Consider the following 18,800-nt stretch of genomic DNA (forward strand, 5'->3'; position numbering starts at 1 on the left):
CTTCGCCGTAGTGGTCAAGGAAGGTGCCCGCACGGCGGCCACCAGCGCCCTGGCCTGATTCGCCTTGGCCGGCCGAGCCCCGCGCAAGCGCTGGCGCCGGCGCTGAATCAAGGTCGTTGCAGATCGTCCATACCTTATGCGACTATCTGCTCGCGATACGCTGCCGTATGCGCAAGACAAGCTAAAACAATCGACTGGAGGGGATGAAATGATCAATAAGCCGGTATGGGACGAATCGCTGTTGACCAAGGATGGGCTGTTTCCGACTGTCCTGGCCATTGGCGATTCATGGTTCTGGTACCCGAAAAACAATCTTCTCAACCAACTGCACAAGCGACTGAACCGCAAGAAGCGGCACATCATCCTGGTACGTGGCCACAACGGCGCCGAAGCGGTCGAGTACCAGTCGGGCCCCATTCGTGCGCAGATCGAACGCGACCTCGACCGCAAGACAGGCTATGGCCGGACGATCAAAGCGGTTTTTCTGTCCGGCGGCGGCAACGATTTTGCGGGCCGGGACGATCTCGGGCAGTTGCTCCTCGAAGACTGTTCCGACGCCACCTCGGCCGTCTCCTGCCTGCGTAACGGCCAGCCAGAGGTCCTTTTCAAAGCGGTCATCGACGCGCTGCTCAGCGTTGTCGAGTTGGTCGAGAGGAAAATTCCCGGCACGCCGGTCTTCGTACATAGCTACGACTATCCCCCGGCAAACGGCAAAGGCTTCCTCGGCCTTGGGCAGTGGCTGCAGTTTCCAATGGACGACGCCAAGGTCGACCGCGATCTGCAACAGGAGGTGGTCAAACTGCTGATCGACCAGTTCTGGCTGTGCCTTGAAGAGGCGCAGGCGAAGGCACCGACGCTGCAACTGGTCGACGGGCGCCATACCCTGAAGTCCGACGACGATTGGGAGAACGAGCTACACCCGACCGTGCGTGGTTTCAACCGCCTGGCGAAATGCTGGCGACCGGCCCTCGAGCGCACGGGGATTGCCTGAACCCTTGGCCCGCCTGCGGCGTGACCAATGGTGACGACGTCGGCTTGACCGCAGGCGCTTGACCGCCATTGCTGGCCAACGGCGACGGCGTCTGGTCGATCACTGACCCGGTCGGTGCCGGCCCTCAGGCAGCCACCTGCGGGGTAACGCCACCGACGCGCAACGCGGTCAGGATCGACAGCCCCCACAGCGCGGCAATGCCAATCAGCACCGCAGCGAAACGCCCGCCGTCCATCAAGCTGCCGAAGACCAGCGGCGCCAAAGCCAGGCCGCTATCGAGCCCCGAGTAAACGAAGCCGTAGACGCGCCCGTACGCCGCCTGCCCGAAACGCGAAGTCGCCGCCCGGCGCACCAGCAGGTCGCGTGAAGGACCGGCGATTCCCGTGCAGTAGCCAATACCGACCATCATCGGCAGCACGCTCCATTGCGGCAGCGGCAGAATCGCCAGCGCGACAGCGAGCAAGCCCCCGGCGCCGAGCGCGGCAGCGATCAGTCTTTCCTGCTCAGCCTTCAGTGCCAGAAAACCGCCGGTGAGAATGCCGCCGGCGCCGCCGAGCAGATACGCCGAAAGCGCGCTCGCCCCGGCGGCCAGCGACAGACCGTGCAGGTTCTGCAGGATCGGCGTCGCGAAATTCTGGATGCCGCCAAACGCGGTGGTAATCAGCAGGAAGAAAAGGAAGCACATCCACACCGCCGGCGAGCGCAGAAAAGCGAAGGCCGCGACCGCCTGCCCGCCCGCCACGCCGCTGACCAGCGCGCCCGGCGGGTCGGCCAGCGTCCGGCGACGCCACGCAACCAGCAGCAGCGCCAGCGCGGCGATCCCCGCAGCGGCCAGCGCGGCAACCCGCCAGCCGGCAGACGCCGCAATTCCGGTCATGAACACGGGCGCCAGCGCCCAGCCAAGATTACCCGCCAGGCCATGCATCGAGAAAGCGTGGCCGAGCCGGTGCGGTGAAACATGGCGGTTGAGCACCGTGAAGTCCGCCGGGTGGAAAACACTGTTACCCAGACCCGCCAGCGCGGCGACCAGCGTCAGCCCGAGGTAGCCGTCGACCACCGACAGCAGCAGGGCCGCCACCAGGAAGCACGTGATGCCGCCGCCAAGCACCTTGGCCGCGCCAAAGCGATCGACCAGGAAGCCCGCCAGCGCCTGGCCAAGCGCCGAGACGACGAAAAAAATGGTCATCGTCGCGCCGATGCCTGTAAAGCTCAGGCCGAAATCGTGCATCAGCCACGGGAACAGCGGCGGCAGCAGCAAATGGAAGAAGTGCGAAACGCCATGCGCAAAACCGACCAGCGAAATCACTTCCAGGTCGTGGCTGCCAGCGGGCAGGGATTCGACGGCGGGGATCATGGGAATGCTCCGGGAGACGTGCGTCGAGTCTAGCTCCTTCTGGCGCCATTGGCACAAAAAGCCGACCAATAAGGTCGGGATTCGCGTGGCGCATCGACGCCAGCAACCACCTCCACGGCGGCACGACTGAAGCCCCGAGCCGACATCACCGGTGGACGTCGGCGGCATCACGTTCGATACTACGCCCCTACCCTGAAGGAGACTCTGTGGGAAGTTTTGTCGTTCATTCGGCATTTTCTGGCGTACACCCAGCCGCAAGCGGTCGGCTTCGGCCACTTGCTGCGACCCTGGCCAGACAAGCGTGCTTCACCTCCACGAGCAGCTCACGCGCCAGGCGAAGGAGGACTTGATGACTTTCCGGCGCTTGCTCGTCGCCTTGCTCATGCTGGTACTCGCCCCACTCGCCTACGCGCAGCTTGCCCTGCCCAAGCAGGTCACAGCAACGCCAAAGGCAACGCTTCCCGCCGAATCCACAAGCGCAACAGCACTGGCTGACCCGCGCGCCCAGGCCAAGGCGCAGCTGGCCGAGGCACGCCGTGCGCAGGAGGCAGAGCGGCTCAAGGACACGCAAGAGTCTGGCGAAGAACGGCCAACAACTGCGCGCCAGCGCCTTCTTGACCGCCTGGTCCTGCTCTACGGCGAGCGCCTGAAGCTGCTCGACGAACTGGAAGCGGTGAAGAAGTCCGGCCTCGAAACAGCAAGCCAGAAGGCGCTGCTGGCGGAACTGGCCGGCCCACCGCCCTACTCCGCCATGCGCACCGATGCGCTCCGCGATGAACACGATGCCTTGCGCGAGCAGCTGAAAAGCCTGGCCTCGGCAGCGCGCGCGCTGGAAACCCAACAGGCTGGCCTGATCGATGCACGCCAACGAGCCGCGGAGGCTGTGCGGCTGGCCGACGACCGGCTCGCGCGTGCCGACGGGGGAAACCGGGTCGACAAGGACCGCTACAACCGTGAGCTCGCCGAGTTACGTCGGCAGCAGGCCGAAGCCGAGCTGAGCACCGTTGCGCTGGGCCTCGATCTCGTCCATCTGAAACAGCAGAAGCTACAGCCGATCAGCCAGGAAATGCTGCGTCTGCTGGCGCAGGCGCTGCCCAAGCAGCGTCTCGCCAAGGAGGATTTCGAACGACAGCAGGCGCAGCTGCGCGAAATGCTGGCGAAAGTGAGCGCGGAAGTCGATCGCATGGTCGCCGAAAACGGCAAACGCGCGGCCGAGCACACACGACTCGCCGCACTGCCGCAGGCCAGCGACCCGCAGGGTGCGACGGCACGGCGTTTGCAGCTGATTGACAAGCAGATGGAAACCGATCGCCTGAGCCTGATGACGCTGACTTGGCTGCAGGGAATGATTCAGCTCGCCAGCGACGCGTGGGGACAGCGCTACGTTGCCTTCAGCTCGGATGACGCAGCAACCCGCCAGGCGGTCATTGTGGCTTTGAGCCAGGCCAGCCGCGATCTCGCCAGCCGCGAAGACCTGTTCCGTGAACTTCAGGAAAGCGCGCGCATCGAGGTCAGGCAACAGGAGCAACGCCTGGATGGCGCCGTCCTCGACGCCGCCAGCGCGGCCCAGGAATCGGCCATCCTCGACACCCTGAAAAAGCGCGTGCAGGCTTACCAGCGCGTCGAAGTTGCTGGCGCCCGCCTGGACCGGCAACTGAAACGCTGGCTCGACGATTTCGGATTCAGCGCCGAAAGCGGTGGCCTGGACAACTGGAAACTCGGTGCGCTGCAGGTCGTGCAGGTGCTCAAGGGGGTGTGGGACTTCGAAATGTTTGCGGTCGAGGATTCGACCCACGTTGACGGCAGAACGGTGACCGTCGCCTACGGGGTGACCGTCGGCAAGAGCATTGGTGCGCTCGCTCTGTTCGTCGTCGGCTACTGGCTGTTCTCGCTTCTCTCGGCGCACCTGCAGAGACTCATGGTGAGCCGCTTCCGGGTAGACGAGCAGGTGGCCAGCGTCATTCGCCGCTGGGCAATGATCGCGCTGGCCGTGGTGCTGATCATCGTCATCCTCAATCTGGCGCGCATTCCGCTGACCGTCTTCGCGTTCATGGGTGGCGCGCTGGCCATTGGCGTCGGTTTCGGCACCCAGACGATCATCAAGAACGTCATCAGCGGCATCATCGTCCTGTTTGAACGCAAAATCCGGGTTGGCGACATCATCGCCCTGGACGGCGTAACCGGCTACGTCACGCAGGTCGACCTGCGGGCGTCGACGGTGCGCGGCTTTGACGGCGTCGAAGCGCTGGTGCCCAACTCGAGCTTTCTGGAAAAACAGGTCGTCAACTGGACCTATTCGAATTCCCGTATCCGCCGCGAGATCAGGATCGGCGTTGCCTATGGGTCGCCGGTACATGATGCGGCCGATATCGTCTGCGGCTGCGCCGACGATCACGGACAGGTCCTGAAGGACCCGAAGCCGGAGGTCTTCTTCGAGGACTTCGGCGACAATGCCCTGCTGCTGGTGCTGGTCTACTGGGTCGAGCTGGGGCCGAGCCTGATGGGGCGGCGGGTGGACAGCGACCTGCGCTACGCGATGGAGAAGCGTCTGGGCAACGCGGGAATCCGCATTCCATTCCCGCAGCGCGACCTCCACCTCGACGTTTCGCAACCGCTGCCGGTACGCGTCACACAGGAGCCCGACGGAAAACTGACCCCGGCTGACCCCCGCTCCCCGCTCCCCGCTCCCCGCTCCCCGCTCCCCGCTCCCCGCTCCCCGCTCCCCGCTCCCCGCTCCCCGCTCCCCGCTGAACGACCCACCGACGAAAGGAAAGTGCCATGAACCAGAAACTTCTTGACCGTATCGACCGCCCCGGTCAGAAAAAGATCCTCGCCTGTGACGGCGGCGGCATTCTGGGCCTGATCAGCGTCGAGATCCTGGCCAGGCTCGAAGCCGAGCTACGCGCCAAGCTCGACAAGGCCGACCTGGTCCTCGCCGACTACTTCGACTTCGTCTGTGGAACGAGCACCGGGGCGATGGTGGCGGCCTGCATTTCGGCGGGCATGTCCACGGACCGGATCCGCAAGTTCTACGTCGAGAGCGGCCAACAGATGTTTGACAAGGCGTCGCTGTTGAACCGTCTGAAGTACAGCTACAACGACGAGCCGCTGGCCGCGAAGCTGCGCCATGAACTCGACGCGGAGCTCAAGCACCGGCCCACGCCCGGCGAGCCGAATGCCACCCTCGGCGACGCCAATCTGCGCAGCATGCTGATGATGGTCATGCGCAACGCGACCACCGACTCCCCCTGGCCGGTGTCCAACAACCCGCGCGCCAAGTACAACCAGCTCGACCGCAAGGACTGCAACCTGCAGCTGCCGCTCTGGCAACTGCTGCGCGCGAGCACGGCAGCGCCGACTTTCTTTCCGCCCGAGGTGGTCACTTTTGCCCGCGGTACGGACAGGGAATATCAATTCGTCTTCGTCGACGGCGGCGTCACCACCTACAATAACCCGGCGTTCCTGGCTTTCCAGATGGTTACCGCGGCGCCGTATCAGGTTGGCTGGAGAACCGGCCGCGAAGACCTGCTCATCGTGTCGGTCGGAACGGGCAACGCCGCCAACGCCCGCCCGGATCTGAAGGCCGACGACCTGTGGCTGCTCGACAACGCAAGGAACCTGCCCGGCGCACTGATGAACGCCGCTTCGGCAGGCTGGGACATGGCCTGCCGGACGCTGGGCGAATGCCGCTTCGGTCCGAACATCGATCGCGAGTTCGGGGACATGGTGATGGCCCCGGGGGCAAGCGCCAATGCCAGTACCGGTAAGCAGTTTGCCTACCTCCGCTACGACCCCGACGTCAGCCAGGCCGGCATCGACGCGCTCGGCCTGGGCGGCATCGACGCCAGGAAAGTGCAGATCATGGACTCGGTGAAAAACATCGGCGACATCCAGAAGGTCGGTCAGACCTACGCCGCCAGGAACGTCTCAATCGACCATTTCCGGGGCTTTTCCTGAGCGAGCACAGCGGCTTTGCGGCGCACGGCAGAACTCAGGGTCGCAGCCGGGAGGGACTATCGAGCAAGGCCAGTAGCGGACCGTCCTGGTTGTAGATATCGAAGCGAAAGAAAACCGACCCCGCATTATCCGTGGCATCGGCGACCGCAGTGCGGTAAAGCAGCATGACCGGTACCGCCCTCCCGACGGGCAGCGTTTGCGTGCGCGCACTGGCAATGGCAGCGGCCAGCGCCTCCTCGTTCCAGCGCTGCGGATCGTCGAGCAGCAGCAGGGCCAGCTCGCGCGGTTTTTCGAGCCGCACACAACCCGAACTGAGCGCCCGTGCCGGCTTGCCGAAGAGCGAACGCGACGGCGTGTCGTGGAGATAGATCGCGTAGCCGTTGGACAGCGAAAACTTGACCTGGCCGAGCGCTCCGCGTGAACCGGATTGCTGCACGATCTGATACGGGAAACCGCTGCGGCTGGCACTGCTCCAGTCGATCTGCTCGGCGGCGACCGCCTGCCCGCCGCGGTCCACGACGCGCATGTCGTGCTTTTGCAGGTAAGCGGCATTGCGCACCATCCCCGGAATGACGTCTTCGCGCAGGACCGTCGGTGGCACCACCCACTTCGGATTGAGCACCAGGTGCTGGACGTGATCGAGTAGCACGGGGGTTTCGCGGGCCGGACGCCCGACCACCACTTTCGATGACCAAACCCGTGCCCCGTCGAGCTGGAGTTCGGCGGTGTAGCCGGCGATGTCCACCTGCAAACGATCCGTACTCATGTCACGAGCCACCCAGCGCATCCGTTCCAGGTTGACGCGGATCTGCGCCACGCGCTCGGCCGCACTGACATTCAGCGCAGCGAAGGTATTGCTCCCCACCGCCCCGTCAGGCGTCAGTCCGTGCCCACTCTGGAAACGCTTCACGGCATCGGCGAGCGCCTTGTCGTAACGCGTGGCGTCGCTGCGGGCGGCAGCAGCCCTGCCACCCGTGCCTGCGTCGGCAAGCCAACCTTCGGCCTGCAACCGAGCGCGCAGTGCGCGCACGCGCGAGTCGCTCTCGCCAGGACGAAGAGTCGGACCGGCGGGAACGGTTGGCCAATCGCCCTTTGCCGCCAGGGCGGAGAAACGTGCGAGCGCTTTCTGCAAGCCTTGATAAGCCGCGTCCTGTGGCGCCAGTGCCGCCAATGCCGTCGGCAGCGAGGCGGCGGCGAGCACTTCGGCCAGCGTCTGCGCGCGCTCGCGTACGCTGGGTAGCGGGGAGAAATTCCACGTTGAATAAAGCGTGGAGGGATCGACCTTGCCGTAGCGCAGCTGCCGTACCAGGCGCGCCAGAGCGTCGGTAAACAGCAGTTCCCGCCGCACGATCGCCTGCGCATCATCGTCGCCGCGGGCAGCCACGTCGCGTAGCGCGGCAACGGAAAAATCGTCTGGCGCCAGGCCATGCGCCCGGCTGGCCTCGACTGCGGCGATCAGTTCGCCTCTAGTCGCGCTACCAGTCCAGGCCGGTCTATAGCCTCGCCCGTAGTAGAAGAGGCGGACCACCGCGGCCTCGCCCGAGCCGCCGGACCAGCCCTCGCCGACTTGCTCATGCAGTGCCTGCTCGATGCGCAGAGGCAGTGTCATGGCCGTCTGCTGCGCAACAGAAACCGGCGCCCGCCGGCTCTCGAACGGCGCCGAATCATCACCCGCCGAGGCCACTGCGGGCGAACTACCCACGCCCAGCAGCGCAGCCATGACCAGACTCCTGACGGCCGTCCCGTCAGCCAACAAGTCATTGTTCCAAAAGCGCATTTCTTTCCATCCCCGAGAGTTAAAACACCTGCAACAGCGTGTCGCGTCGCTGGTCGGCGAACGCCCCCTGCCCTGGCCAGCATTCGCGTGAGCAACGCCACGAACGCCAAAATCCACGAAATCTACTACACAACCGCTCACCTCGCTTGCTGCCGCCCGAATTTCTCACCTCCCGAACGCCGGACGGGCGAACCTATACCATGCCTTCGAGACGCAAGGCGGCACGAAGTTCTCCACTTCCGCCGCCTAAATGGAGCCAGGCGCGCGCGATGCGGTCAAAAGAGGGGCAAGATCGGGTAGGATGCGGCCTTCACGTGTTTTCCCGGACTGAAAAGACCCATGCTCGAGAACTCCATGAACACCCGTCGCAGTACGCCGCACAAGTCCGCAGCACAGCGTCGTCTGCTCCTCAAGGGATTGGCCGCTCTGCCCTTGGCCTTTCCTTTCCGCCCAGCCGGCGCCAGCAGCGACCGGTACGAACTGAAATTTCGCCACACCCAAAGCGACGAAATGCTCGACGTCGTTTTTCGCGATGGCCGCGGCTACGTCGCACCAGCAATCGAACGTATGAACTGGCTTCTGCGCGACCTCCGCTCCGGCGAGATGACGCGCATGGATCCGCAGCTGTTCGACATTCTGCATGCGCTGAAGTCACGCTGCGGCGGCGACACCTTCGAAATCGTCTCCGCCTACCGCTCGCCGGTCACCAATGCCGGCCTGCGCAAGCGCAGCCGCGGCGTGGCCAGGCACAGCCTGCACATGGATGGGCGGGCCATCGACGTGCGCCTGGTCGGCTTCGACACCGCGCGTCTGCGCGACGCGGCAGTGGACCTCGGGCTTGGTGGCGTCGGTTATTACGCGAAATCCGACTTTGTGCACGTAGACACCGGCGACGTTCGCATCTGGGGTGCGGTGCCGCGCTGAACGGCGCTGCGCCATCGACGACGACTACAGCTCGGACGCGCATGAAATGATCGGCGAATGCCGGGCAGGACGATGAAAGCCAAGATTCTGCAGTCCGAAGCCGCTTACACGGGATTCTTCCAGCTTCGTCGCCTCACCGTCGAACACGAGCGTTTCGACGGCGGCAACAGCGGCCCGCTGCTGCGGGAAGTCCTGCATCGCAGCGACGTCGCTGCAGCCCTGCTCTACGACGCCAGCAGCGATGAAGTGGTCCTCGTCGAGCAGTATCGTGCCGGCGCGCACTTGGCGGGAGAAAACCCCTGGCTGATCGACATTGTTGCTGGCCGCATGGAGGCCGGGCAGACGCCGCTCGCTACGATCCGGCGCGAAATCGCCGAGGAAGCCGGACTGACGCCGACAGCGATCGAACCCATAGGCGTCTATCTCACGGCGCCTCACTTGTCGAGCGAACGCCTGTATCTCTATTGCGCGACGGTGGAAGCCGGCAAGGTTGCCGGATTTCATGGCCTGGCGCACGAAGGCGAGGATATCCGCCCGCTCGTGCTCGGTCGGAGCGCGGCACTGGACAGGCTGCAAAGGCAGCCGCTGTCCCTCTGGGCGGCACTCGCGCTCACCTGGCTCGGCAACGCGGTCGGATCAGGGAAGGCTCAGCTGACAGACATCAACCCACTCGCCGCGGGTCACGGCGGCCAACAGGGTGGGACTGATCCGTACCGCAGCGTGGATAGCTCCGGCAGCGGGCAGGACCTCGTCGAAATCCCGCAGGGACCGATCAAGAAAGACCGGTAGCGGGTGTGCCAGACCGAAGGGACAGACACCGCCAACCGGATGCCCGGTCAACTCGGCGACCTCATCCGGCGGCGACATCTTTCCCTTGCCGAAGGCTTCCCTGAATTTCCGGTTGTCGATACGGGCGTCACCACGGGCCACGAGAATGATCACCCGGCCGTCAGCCAGGCGAAAGGAAAGGGTCTTGGCAATACGACCCGGCTCGACGCCGTGTGCTTGCGCAGCCAGTGCAACGGTGGCGGTACTGACGGCCGATTCGATGATTGGCAGGTCAAGGCCGCGGGCGAAAAAGAAGTCGCGTACCGATTGCAGACTCATTGCGCATCCTGTTCAGGTGCTCTCCTGACGGGGCCGGCGCGGGATGGCAGCGGCGTCTGGCTCATTCTGCCGCCCCTTCCGGGGGCAGGACGATGCGGCCGCGACGCAGGAGGGCTTCCATCTCGTCCGGCGGCACCGGCCGGCTGAACAGGTAGCCCTGCAGCTTCGGGCATTGCGCGCGCTGCAGAAAGTCGAGTTGCCCTCTGGTTTCTACCCCTTCGGCAATGACGCCCAGATCAAGGCTGCGGGCCATGGCGATAATCGCGGTGGTGATACCTGCATCGTCGGCGTTCTGCGGCAGGCCACGGACGAAACTCTGATCGACTTTCAGCGTGCCGATCGGAAAGCGCTTGATGTAGGAAAGCGACGAGTAACCGGTACCGAAATCGTCGATCGAGAAGTGCACCCCCATGGCGCGCAGGCGAAACAGTCCCTTGATGCGCTTGGCCTCGGGATCCATCAGAATGCTTTCCGTCAACTCGAGTTCGAGGAGGTCGGCCGCGACGCCCGTGGCGACGATGATCGCCGCCACGGTGTCGAGGAAGTCCGGTGTGCCGAGCTGACGCGCCGAGACGTTGACCGCCACCCGCGGCACCACAACGCCACTCCGCTGCCATTCCCGTACCTGGCTGCAGGCGGCATTGAGCACCCACTCACCCATCGGGACGATCAGGCCGCTTTCCTCGGCAACCGGGATGAACTGTCCGGGGAATACCAGCCCGCGCTGCGGATGCTGCCAGCGGATCAGTGCCTCGATACCGATCACCGCACCATCGTTGGCCCGCACCTGCGGCTGGTAGAACAGGCGGAATTCGCCGCGTTCGAGAGCCTTGCGAATATCGCCTTCCAGAACCAGGCGTGCGGTCGTCCGGGTGGTCAGCGTTCGTTCATATAACTGCCAGTTATTGCGCCCCTGCTCCTTGGCGTAATACATCGCGGTATCCGCGTGCTTGAGCAGCGTCCCGGCATCGTCGCCGTCGTCTGGAAAGAGCGCGATGCCGATGCTCGAGGTGATCGTGATCTCCTGTTCGCCGATCAGAGCAGGCCGTCCAAGGACCGACTGTATCCGTTGCGCGACCATGCACGCGGTATCGGCGGTGTCGACATCGGGCAGAACGACGGTAAACTCGTCGCCGCCAAGGCGTGCGAAGTGCAGGCCCGATTCATCGAGTGCCGGCCGGGCGATGAAAGCACCTGCGCGCAGTTGTCCCTGCAGGCGGTCAGCGACCGTCTGCAGCAGGGAGTCGCCGGCACTGTGCCCAAGCGTGTCGTTGATGCGCTTGAAGCCGTCGAGATCGAGAAACAACAGGGCCATCCCGCGATTCGTCCGGCGGGCACGCAGTAGTTCACGATCGAGGCGTTCGAGAAAGCTCTGCCGGTTGGGCAAGCCGGTCAGCGTGTCGAAGTAGGCCAGGCGACGGATCTTCTCTTCGTTGTGCTTCTGGAGGGTGATGTCACGGACGACGATGACCACCTTGTCCGGCCCGTTTGGCGCGATCCTCGCCTCGTAGTGGTGAATGCTTCCTTCGACGGGCAGTTCGATGAACACCGATTGCAGGTCGTCATTCTGCAGCGCCAGCTCGATACCGTGGCGAAGGATGCTCGCCGTCTCGCTTGGCAGAACCGCTGACACCTGCTTGCCGAGCAGTTCGTCACCGGCAACGAAGAAGCGCGTCGCGTAAGGCTGCTTGTAGTCGAGGCAGAGCCCGTGCCGGTGGACGACCAGGATCAAGTCCGGCATGGCCCACATGATCGCCGCCTGGCGGCCTTCGAGTTCGCGCAATTCGCGTTGCTCGTCCCGTAGTCGGACGATCAGCGCGGCGAGCCAGAAGGCTGCCTGAAACAGGCTCCCGATCGGAAAAGCAAAGGCCGCCAGGCGGCTGACCTCGACGCCGCTACCCATCACCGAAAACGCCTGCACCCCCCCGCCGACGATGGTTGCGCCCAGCCCGACGGTGAACAGCCGCAGAGAGGCGTCGCCACGGAAGACGCCCCTGACCAGCAGCACCATGGTGACCGCGGCAAGGACGAAGAGGACGGCTGCCCCGGCACGATATCCGCCAGCGTGCCAAGCCGAAGTGAGGAAGAGCAGCGCACTGAGCAGGACCGAGCCGCCAATCGCTGTGCGCATTCGCCCGCGCAGTTGCAGGAACTCGAGCACCGCGAAACCAATACCGAGGACCACCCCGGCCACCGAGATCGCTTGCAGGAGGGGGAAGTACTGCGGGCCAGGCCAGAGGGGCACGAACGCGGAGCCGATGCCGAAATTCTGTACCAGCCAGACCTGCAGCCCGACGCAGTACGCGGCATAGGCCAATGCCACACGACTTCCGGCGTAAGCGTCGAAGCCGAGAGCGACGACGATCATCATCAACAGGATGCCGCTGTAGGCCCCCAGGCCCACCCACAGGATGGTGTTGTCGCGCACGAAGCTGGTCTCGTCGGCAACCATGATCCACGGACGAATGGCCTTGTAGTCCTGCACGATCGCCGTGATCGTCGCAGTTTCGGACAAGGCAGGAAGGCGAGCATAGGGAAACGGGCTGACGATGTCGCGGTGCGCAAACGGCAAGCCCCGACCCGAAATCGACAGCCATGGGCAACCATTCACGTCGGTGGCAACGACAATGAAGAACTCGGCAATCGGCTCCTGCAGGTAAACGATCGGCGATCCAGCAGCGAACTGCTTACCGTCGACCCTTACCTGGAAAGCGCGGGCTGGCTTGGTCAGTGACAGGTCGGGCAGCTGCCGCTTCTCACAGCCCGGACGCGGCGTTGACACCGAATCGCGCAGCTGCCCCAGCCAACGGCTGGCATCGTCCGAACGACCCGGACCTTGCGGGGCATCCCACAAGGGGGTCAGCCCTGCGGAAGCGGTACTGGCCGCCAGCGAGGCCAGCGGAAACCCGAAGGCGAGCAGCGCCAGGAGCAGCAGACACTTAAAGAGTCGCTTGGTCAGCACGCGTTTCATCCCGCAGTTTGCAGGCATCCACTCCTCCTGTCTCCCGAGACGCCAGGAACCGGCGCTGTCAGGGAGTCGCGATCGCATTATAGGTGGCAATCTTCGCCACTTCCGCCCTGCTCGGGCGGAGCAAGCTGGCGGCATCGTCAATCAGGTCCTCGTGCAGCTCGCCAGCGCGGTCAGTGACATAGAGCGGCTCGAAATGCCTGCGGTAACGTTCGGGAATCGTCATCCGGGGCCGGTACAGCGACCCGAGGGGTTCGCAACCGGCAAGGTAGCTGCGGCAGCCGTCCCGACCGGGCCGAACGCCGTCGCGGCCATTGCTGCCGAAACGCGGGTAGCTCATGCTCCAGGCGTTGCCCAGGCCGCTCAACAGTCCCCAAGTGGATAGAGTAGCGCGATAACGGCGAAAGAAGCGCCAGGCATGCATCGCCAAGCGGCGTTTCGACATCAGGCCGTTGTCCATCCGTGCCGCAAAGGCGACCGCCTGGTCGATGGCGTCACGAGGCTGACAGACCAGCGATCGCCCATCCATGTCGCGAAGTCTGACGTTCGGCAGAAACGCGCCCTCGCGCAGCCGGCTGCCGAAGAGCGGCGTTCCGAGCATCGGGATGGCAAAACTGAGGAAGCTCGGCAGGGTAATGCGCGGGTTGCCGACGATGAATTCGGTTTCAGCCAGCAAGTCGTCGATCCTTTGCTCAGTCAGGTCGAAAATCAGGCCGTAGTGAAAGACCAGACCGGCCTCCAGACAGGAGCCTATGGTTTCCTCCTGCGGCAGGAGCAGATTCTGTTTCTTGTTGAAAGCGGAAACCTGTGCGCGGCTGAACGATTCGATGCCGCTAAAAAAACCGATACAGCCCGATTCGCGGGCCAGCGAGAGGTTGTCGGCGTCGACAAAGAAATCGGCGGTCACCAGCGCCGCCCAGCCGCCGAACTTGCGCTGCTCGAACAACTCCCTGAGGAGTGCCAAGCGCGCCTTGAAATAGGCACGCGGTCCGCCAAAAAAGTTCTGGTCGAGGAACATCACACACTGACGGTAGCCAAGTGCCTCGATCTGGCGGCGCACGTCGTCCAGGTCGTAGGCCATGAATTTGCGGTCTTCGGCGGTCATGGAGCAGAAGTTGCAGCGGAAGTTGCAGTTGCGGGAGGCTTCCACGTAGCCGATGATGCGACTCCCGGGCAACAGATCATGACGCGGCGTGGGCACCTCGGCAGCGTGGCCGGGGCCAAAGACCGCGTCGACCACGCCGACCATCTGCTCGACATCGCCGCTACAGACGTAATCGAAATAGCGCCGGCCGAGAGTCGGCAGCATCCGCGCCAACGGGCCACCGATGGCCACGACAATACCTGGATTGAGCGCTCTGGCATACGCCGCAACCTGCTTCATGCGGTCGAACGCCGGGTTCAGGCCAGTCAGCACCAGCAGATCTGCCCACTGCAGCGCGCCAAAATCCTCGAAAGGACCGCTGCGAAACTCGCAGGCGAGGCGGACATCGACGCGGCTGGGCTCCAGCGTGCCGGCCAGTACGGCGGGGGCAATGGATTGCGGCACGATCCACGGGCTCCCCCGCGCGCTGCGGTGGTTGTCGGAATAGCAGTTGAGAATCAGAATTCGTGGATTACGCATGCCGGGCTCGGTCCGCCATCGTCAAGCCGACAGCGCGGTCCAGGCAGATTTGGCATCGCTATACCAGCGATGGCCGATTTCACACAGGCGATCCGTGTTTGGCAAGCCGGGAGAGTCCGACGACGGCGAGGCCCAGATGCCGCAACCCCGGACAGGCTGATTGTGCCAGTCATCGCGCAACCACCCGTCACACAGCCGCTTGATCAAGTCCACGTCCTCCTGCCGACGCGCGGAGATATCCATTTCTGCAATGCGGCGAAAATCCTCTACGCTCCAGCCCGCCGGGGCACTCCACAGCCCCGTCGTCCGGTCGATAATCGGCTGAATCACCGGATTCATGCGCACGATCGCCGTGTCGGTGTAGGGGCAACATGACACGTCAGCTGGCAAGCCGCCGTCAAGCATGAGGTGGGCAATGAAAGTGTGGGCATCCGGAGGATCGGCGATGATCGTCTTGCCGACCTTGACCAACTCCGGGAGAAAGCCGGTGCTGGCGCGCGGTCGGCACAAGGGGTCCGGGATTCCTTCGCTGCCGCATTCGGGCAGAAAAACCGTGCTCGTGCCCAGCGACAGAACGCCGATGTCGTGACGCGGCACGCCCATGGCGATGGCTTCGACAACGCCTGCCAGCACCGGATTGTTGTAGCCGGTCATGGCGCCGTCCCAGAAACGGCTACCGTCGAATTCGGCGGGCTTGTCGAACCAGTTGATCGGTGCAGTACTCGACGCATGCGCCGCCTGGGCCAGCGTCGCGCGCTGTTGCCGATGCGGGAAACTGGCCGCAGGGCTCGTGACATCGCTACGCATCATGCGCGCCCGGTCACGGTCGAAGTCGTAGGTCACAAAAAGAAAAGACGTTGGCCTCCCCGGTTCCTCTCGCTGTTTGCGCAGGGCAGCGATACTGTCGTTGAGAACTCCGTGCAGGTTGTGCAGCGACGTGGTGCCCATTTGGGGAAGTATGCGGTGCAAGAAGGCAAGCTTCCCGTCGGTAGAAAAACGATGACCAACCGCACTCGTTGGTGAAAAAACGCCGGTAAGCAACTGCAATAGACTCCGATACCAGGGCAATCGCCCAAAAAGCGCGTGGCGATTTGCGGGGTTGTCGAACAGGGCAAAGATTTCGCGCGGCGCATAACCCTCGATCAATGCCGCAGCGACGATCGACCCACCCGAGCAGGCCGACACCAGGTCAAAATGACTGAGAACCTGATGCCCATTCTCACCCGGAAAAAGATCGTCAAGCGCCCTCGCCTGAATCAAGGCGAACGTACCGCCACCGTCCAGTGAAAGTATGCGGAAGGGCTTGTTGCCGGACTTGTCTTCCATCGGCGAGGCGTCCAAGAAATGCCGAGCTTTGTTTTCATTGCTGTTTCAAGCAGGTGATATTATGCGGCAAATTGACCCGCGTGAGCGACCTCACTGCAGGACATCGCCATTCCCTGCCCCGCCCAGCGACCTTCCCGAGCCAGCAAGGGAGGCATCGGCAGCGACCGTTCCTGGCGCGCAGAGCCCGCGAACTGCTGCCGCGATGAACATCACCATCGCTACTTTGCCCGCGCCGTCCCAGGTGCGACCCCGCAGCAGCTTCGTGAAAACGATGCTGCCGGAAGCCGGCCTGCTGCCCCCTCAATGCAGGCGCTTATCCACTCTTCTATTGTGGTAGCAAATGCCAAGTAATAAACTTGAGGCCGAGCGTTGTGGAACGAACAAGGACGCGCGCATGACACGGCACCGCACGTCGCCGACTCTTGGCGCGCCCAGCAGACCGCTCCCACAATTCCCCAGCCGTGGCCCGCATGCGAACCGCGACGTCAACGCAAAATCGAGAAAGCACATGAAACCGGCAGAGAAGATGACCCGACCCACCCTCAATGACAACCACATCAAGATCATCGAGGCCAGACATCACGATCCATTCGAGGTGCTGGGCAAGCATCCAGACGAAGGCGGCGTAAACGTCTGCGTCTATATCCCGCATGCCGTGGAAGTATCGATACTGGAAGGAAACCGTCGCCTGGAACGTATCGGCGAGAGCGATTTCTTCACCTGGCGCGGGGCGGCCAACGACGTTCCGGAGCACTATCGGCTGATCTGGCTTGACGATGCGCATCGCCAGCACATTGCCCATGACCCCTATTCCTACGCACCGCAGATCGGCGATCTCGACCTGCACCTGCTCAGCGCGGGCAACCACCGCCACGCCTACAACATCCTCGGCGCAAATTGCCGCGAAGTCGATGGGGTCGCCGGCGTCTTGTTCGCCGTCTGGGCCCCCAATGCCGAGCGGGTGAGCGTGGTCGGCGACTTCAACCGCTGGGACGGTCGTCGCCACCAGATGCGCGTTCGTCCGGGCAGTGGCGTGTGGGAGATCTTCATTCCCGATCTTGCGCCGGGGGCGTTCTACCGCTTCGAGATCAGGAATCGCCATAGCGGTGAGGTCCTGCTCAAGTCCGACCCCTACGGACAGCAGTTCGAGGCGCGGCCGAAAACGTCGTCGATCGTCGTCGGTGAAACGCAACACGCCTGGCAGGACGGCGAGTGGATGGCCAGGCGTGCCACCTGGGACTGGCAGCACGCGCCGATGTCGGTCTACGAGGTGCATCTGGGTTCATGGCAGCGCGGACCGGAAGGGGAATTCCTCAACTACCGCGAGCTGGCCGTCAGGCTGGTTGATTACGTCACGCGCATGGGCTTCACACACGTCGAACTGCTGCCGGTCACCGAGCATCCCTTCGACCTCTCGTGGGGCTATCAGGCAACCGGCTATTTCGCTCCGACCAGCCGTTTCGGCACGCCGGACGATTTTCGCTTCTTCGTTGACCACCTGCATGCCCACCATATCGGCGTGATTCTCGACTGGGTGCCGGCACACTTTCCGAAAGACGCTTATGCCCTCGCCCGCTTCGACGGCACGGCGCTCTACGAGCACGAGGACCCGCGCAAGGGCGAGCACCTCGACTGGTCCACGCTGATCTTCAACTTCGGTCGCAACGAAGTCAGAAACTTCCTGGTCGCCAGCGCGCTGTACTGGTTGCGCGAAATGCACCTCGACGGCCTGCGCGTCGACGCCGTGGCGTCGATGCTCTACCTCGACTATTCGCGCGAGGACTGGATTCCCAACATGTACGGCGGCCGCGAGAACCTGGAGGCGATCGAATTCCTGCGCGAGCTGAACAGCGTTGCGCACGTCGAATGTCCGGGCACCCTGGTCATCGCCGAGGAGTCCACGTCGTGGCCGCAGGTGACGCGACCGGTCTATCTGGGCGGCCTCGGCTTCGATATCAAGTGGAACATGGGCTGGATGAACGACACCCTGCGCTACATCGCCCAGGAGCCGATCTATCGCCAATATCACCACAATCTGCTGACCTTCAGCATGCTCTATTCGTTCACCGAGAACTTCATGCTGCCCTTCTCGCACGATGAAGTGGTGCATGGCAAAGGCTCGATGCTGAACAAGATGCCCGGTGACGAATGGCAACGCTTCGCCAACCTGCGCACGCTGTACAGCTACATGTTTACCCATCCGGGCAAGAAGCTGCTGTTCATGGGAACCGAATTCGGCCAGGGTCTGGAATGGAACAGCGCCGGCGTGCTCGACTGGTATGTGCTCGAATACCCGCTGCACAGCGGCATGCAACGCATGGTGGCCGACCTCAACCACCTCTATCGCGACACTCCGGCGCTTTACGGTCACGAGTTCGAGTGGACCGGCTTCGAGTGGATCGACTGCAACGATTCCGCGCAGTCGATACTGAGCTTCGTGCGCCGCGCCGGATCCGAGTTCGTGATCGTGGTCGTGAACCTGACCCCGGTCCCGCGTACGAACTACCGCATCGGCGTGCCTGAGGAAGGCGCCTACGCCGAGATCTTCAACTCCGATTCACATTTCTACGGTGGCAGCAACCTCGGCAATGGGCAGGATTCTCTGATTGCCCACGCGACGCCGTGGATGAATCGTTCGCACTCGCTGGCAGTCACCGTACCGCCGCTGGCGACCGTCGTGCTGAAGCCGGTTCGTTAGCCGGCCCGGAGCAGCATTCGCGACAAGCGCAAATGCTGCTCCATGCCGGGCGTGCCGCCGAAGATCGAGCGCGG

The 18,800-nt window shown here is 63.7% G+C and carries 11 protein-coding genes and 1 pseudogene; 6 read left to right on the top strand and 6 right to left on the bottom strand.

Features of this window, described 5'->3' with window-relative positions; genetic code table 11:
- Positions 1–208: 208 nt before the first annotated feature.
- Positions 209–991, top strand: a complete 783-nt coding sequence (locus QZ634_RS05410; RefSeq protein WP_291986230.1) for an SGNH/GDSL hydrolase family protein — start codon at positions 209–211, stop codon at positions 989–991.
- A 124-nt stretch (positions 992–1,115) separates the two neighbouring features.
- On the opposite strand, the gene QZ634_RS05415 is transcribed toward QZ634_RS05410, so the two are convergent.
- Positions 1,116–2,345 (bottom strand): MFS transporter, encoded by a 1,230-nt coding sequence (locus tag QZ634_RS05415; protein WP_291986232.1) that lies wholly within the window; start codon positions 2,343–2,345, stop codon positions 1,116–1,118.
- Positions 2,346–2,694: 349 nt separating this feature from the next.
- On the opposite strand from QZ634_RS05415, the gene QZ634_RS05420 reads away from it, so the two are divergent.
- Both QZ634_RS05420 and QZ634_RS05425 read left to right on the top strand, forming a co-directional pair.
- A complete protein-coding gene (locus QZ634_RS05420; RefSeq protein ID WP_291986234.1) occupies positions 2,695–5,127 on the top strand; it encodes a mechanosensitive ion channel domain-containing protein in 2,433 nt (810 codons plus the stop codon).
- Entirely contained in the window at positions 5,124–6,302 is a 1,179-nt protein-coding gene (locus QZ634_RS05425; protein ID WP_291986236.1) for a patatin-like phospholipase family protein, read from the top strand. The genes QZ634_RS05420 and QZ634_RS05425 overlap by 4 nt, the downstream gene beginning before the upstream one ends.
- 34 nt (positions 6,303–6,336) lie before the next feature.
- On the opposite strand, the gene QZ634_RS05430 is transcribed toward QZ634_RS05425, so the two are convergent.
- Positions 6,337–8,022 carry a L,D-transpeptidase family protein gene (locus tag QZ634_RS05430; RefSeq protein ID WP_291986238.1) on the bottom strand — a complete coding sequence of 562 codons (1,686 nt, stop codon included), beginning with the start codon at positions 8,020–8,022 and terminating at the stop codon, positions 6,337–6,339.
- A 396-nt stretch (positions 8,023–8,418) separates the two neighbouring features.
- Between QZ634_RS05430 and QZ634_RS05435 the strand changes: the two genes are divergently transcribed.
- Positions 8,419–9,003: a DUF882 domain-containing protein gene (locus tag QZ634_RS05435; RefSeq protein WP_291986240.1), complete on the top strand. Its 585-nt coding sequence runs from the start codon at positions 8,419–8,421 to the stop codon at positions 9,001–9,003.
- A gap of 72 nt (positions 9,004–9,075) precedes the next feature.
- Positions 9,076–9,564, top strand: a pseudogene (locus tag QZ634_RS05440) (NUDIX domain-containing protein); the annotation flags it as partial.
- A 75-nt stretch (positions 9,565–9,639) separates the two neighbouring features.
- On the opposite strand, the gene QZ634_RS05445 reads toward QZ634_RS05440, so the two are convergent.
- From QZ634_RS05445 to QZ634_RS05460, 4 genes are all read right to left on the bottom strand, one after another.
- Positions 9,640–10,110, bottom strand: a complete 471-nt coding sequence (locus QZ634_RS05445; protein WP_291986242.1) for a YbaK/EbsC family protein — start codon at positions 10,108–10,110, stop codon at positions 9,640–9,642.
- Between the two features lie 61 nt (positions 10,111–10,171).
- The gene (locus QZ634_RS05450; protein ID WP_291986244.1) at positions 10,172–13,099 is read right to left on the bottom strand and encodes an EAL domain-containing protein; all 2,928 of its coding nucleotides are present in this window, start codon (positions 13,097–13,099) and stop codon (positions 10,172–10,174) included.
- Between the two features lie 40 nt (positions 13,100–13,139).
- On the bottom strand, positions 13,140–14,702 hold the full coding sequence (locus QZ634_RS05455; protein WP_291986246.1) for a radical SAM protein: 1,563 nt from the start codon (positions 14,700–14,702) through the stop codon (positions 13,140–13,142).
- A gap of 21 nt (positions 14,703–14,723) precedes the next feature.
- Positions 14,724–16,028, bottom strand: coding sequence for a patatin-like phospholipase family protein (locus QZ634_RS05460; RefSeq protein WP_291986248.1), 1,305 nt, complete (start codon positions 16,026–16,028; stop codon positions 14,724–14,726).
- 508 nt (positions 16,029–16,536) lie between these two features.
- Here QZ634_RS05460 and glgB point away from each other — a divergent pair.
- Positions 16,537–18,726, top strand: coding sequence for a 1,4-alpha-glucan branching protein GlgB (gene glgB / locus QZ634_RS05465; RefSeq protein WP_291986250.1), 2,190 nt, complete (start codon positions 16,537–16,539; stop codon positions 18,724–18,726).
- The last annotated feature ends 74 nt before the right edge of the window (positions 18,727–18,800 follow it).

Source organism: Candidatus Accumulibacter sp. ACC007, assembly GCF_907163205.1.
Taxonomy (GTDB): domain Bacteria; phylum Pseudomonadota; class Gammaproteobacteria; order Burkholderiales; family Rhodocyclaceae; genus Accumulibacter; species Accumulibacter regalis.

Bases quoted from the DNA above. Each gene is read 5' to 3' on its own strand.
- QZ634_RS05425 (WP_291986236.1), top strand. From the start codon at position 5,124: ATGAACCAGAAACTTCTTGACCGTATCGACCGCCCCGGTCAGAAAAAG.
- QZ634_RS05420 (WP_291986234.1), top strand. From the start codon at position 2,695: ATGACTTTCCGGCGCTTGCTCGTCGCCTTGCTCATGCTGGTACTCGCC.
- QZ634_RS05415 (WP_291986232.1), bottom strand. From the start codon at position 2,345: ATGATCCCCGCCGTCGAATCCCTGCCCGCTGGCAGCCACGACCTGGAA.
- QZ634_RS05435 (WP_291986240.1), top strand. From the start codon at position 8,419: ATGCTCGAGAACTCCATGAACACCCGTCGCAGTACGCCGCACAAGTCC.
- QZ634_RS05455 (WP_291986246.1), bottom strand. From the start codon at position 14,702: ATGCGTAATCCACGAATTCTGATTCTCAACTGCTATTCCGACAACCAC.
- QZ634_RS05430 (WP_291986238.1), bottom strand. From the start codon at position 8,022: ATGGCTGCGCTGCTGGGCGTGGGTAGTTCGCCCGCAGTGGCCTCGGCG.
- glgB (WP_291986250.1), top strand. From the start codon at position 16,537: ATGAAACCGGCAGAGAAGATGACCCGACCCACCCTCAATGACAACCAC.
- QZ634_RS05410 (WP_291986230.1), top strand. From the start codon at position 209: ATGATCAATAAGCCGGTATGGGACGAATCGCTGTTGACCAAGGATGGG.
- QZ634_RS05445 (WP_291986242.1), bottom strand. From the start codon at position 10,110: ATGAGTCTGCAATCGGTACGCGACTTCTTTTTCGCCCGCGGCCTTGAC.
- QZ634_RS05450 (WP_291986244.1), bottom strand. From the start codon at position 13,099: ATGCCTGCAAACTGCGGGATGAAACGCGTGCTGACCAAGCGACTCTTT.
- QZ634_RS05460 (WP_291986248.1), bottom strand. From the start codon at position 16,028: ATGGAAGACAAGTCCGGCAACAAGCCCTTCCGCATACTTTCACTGGAC.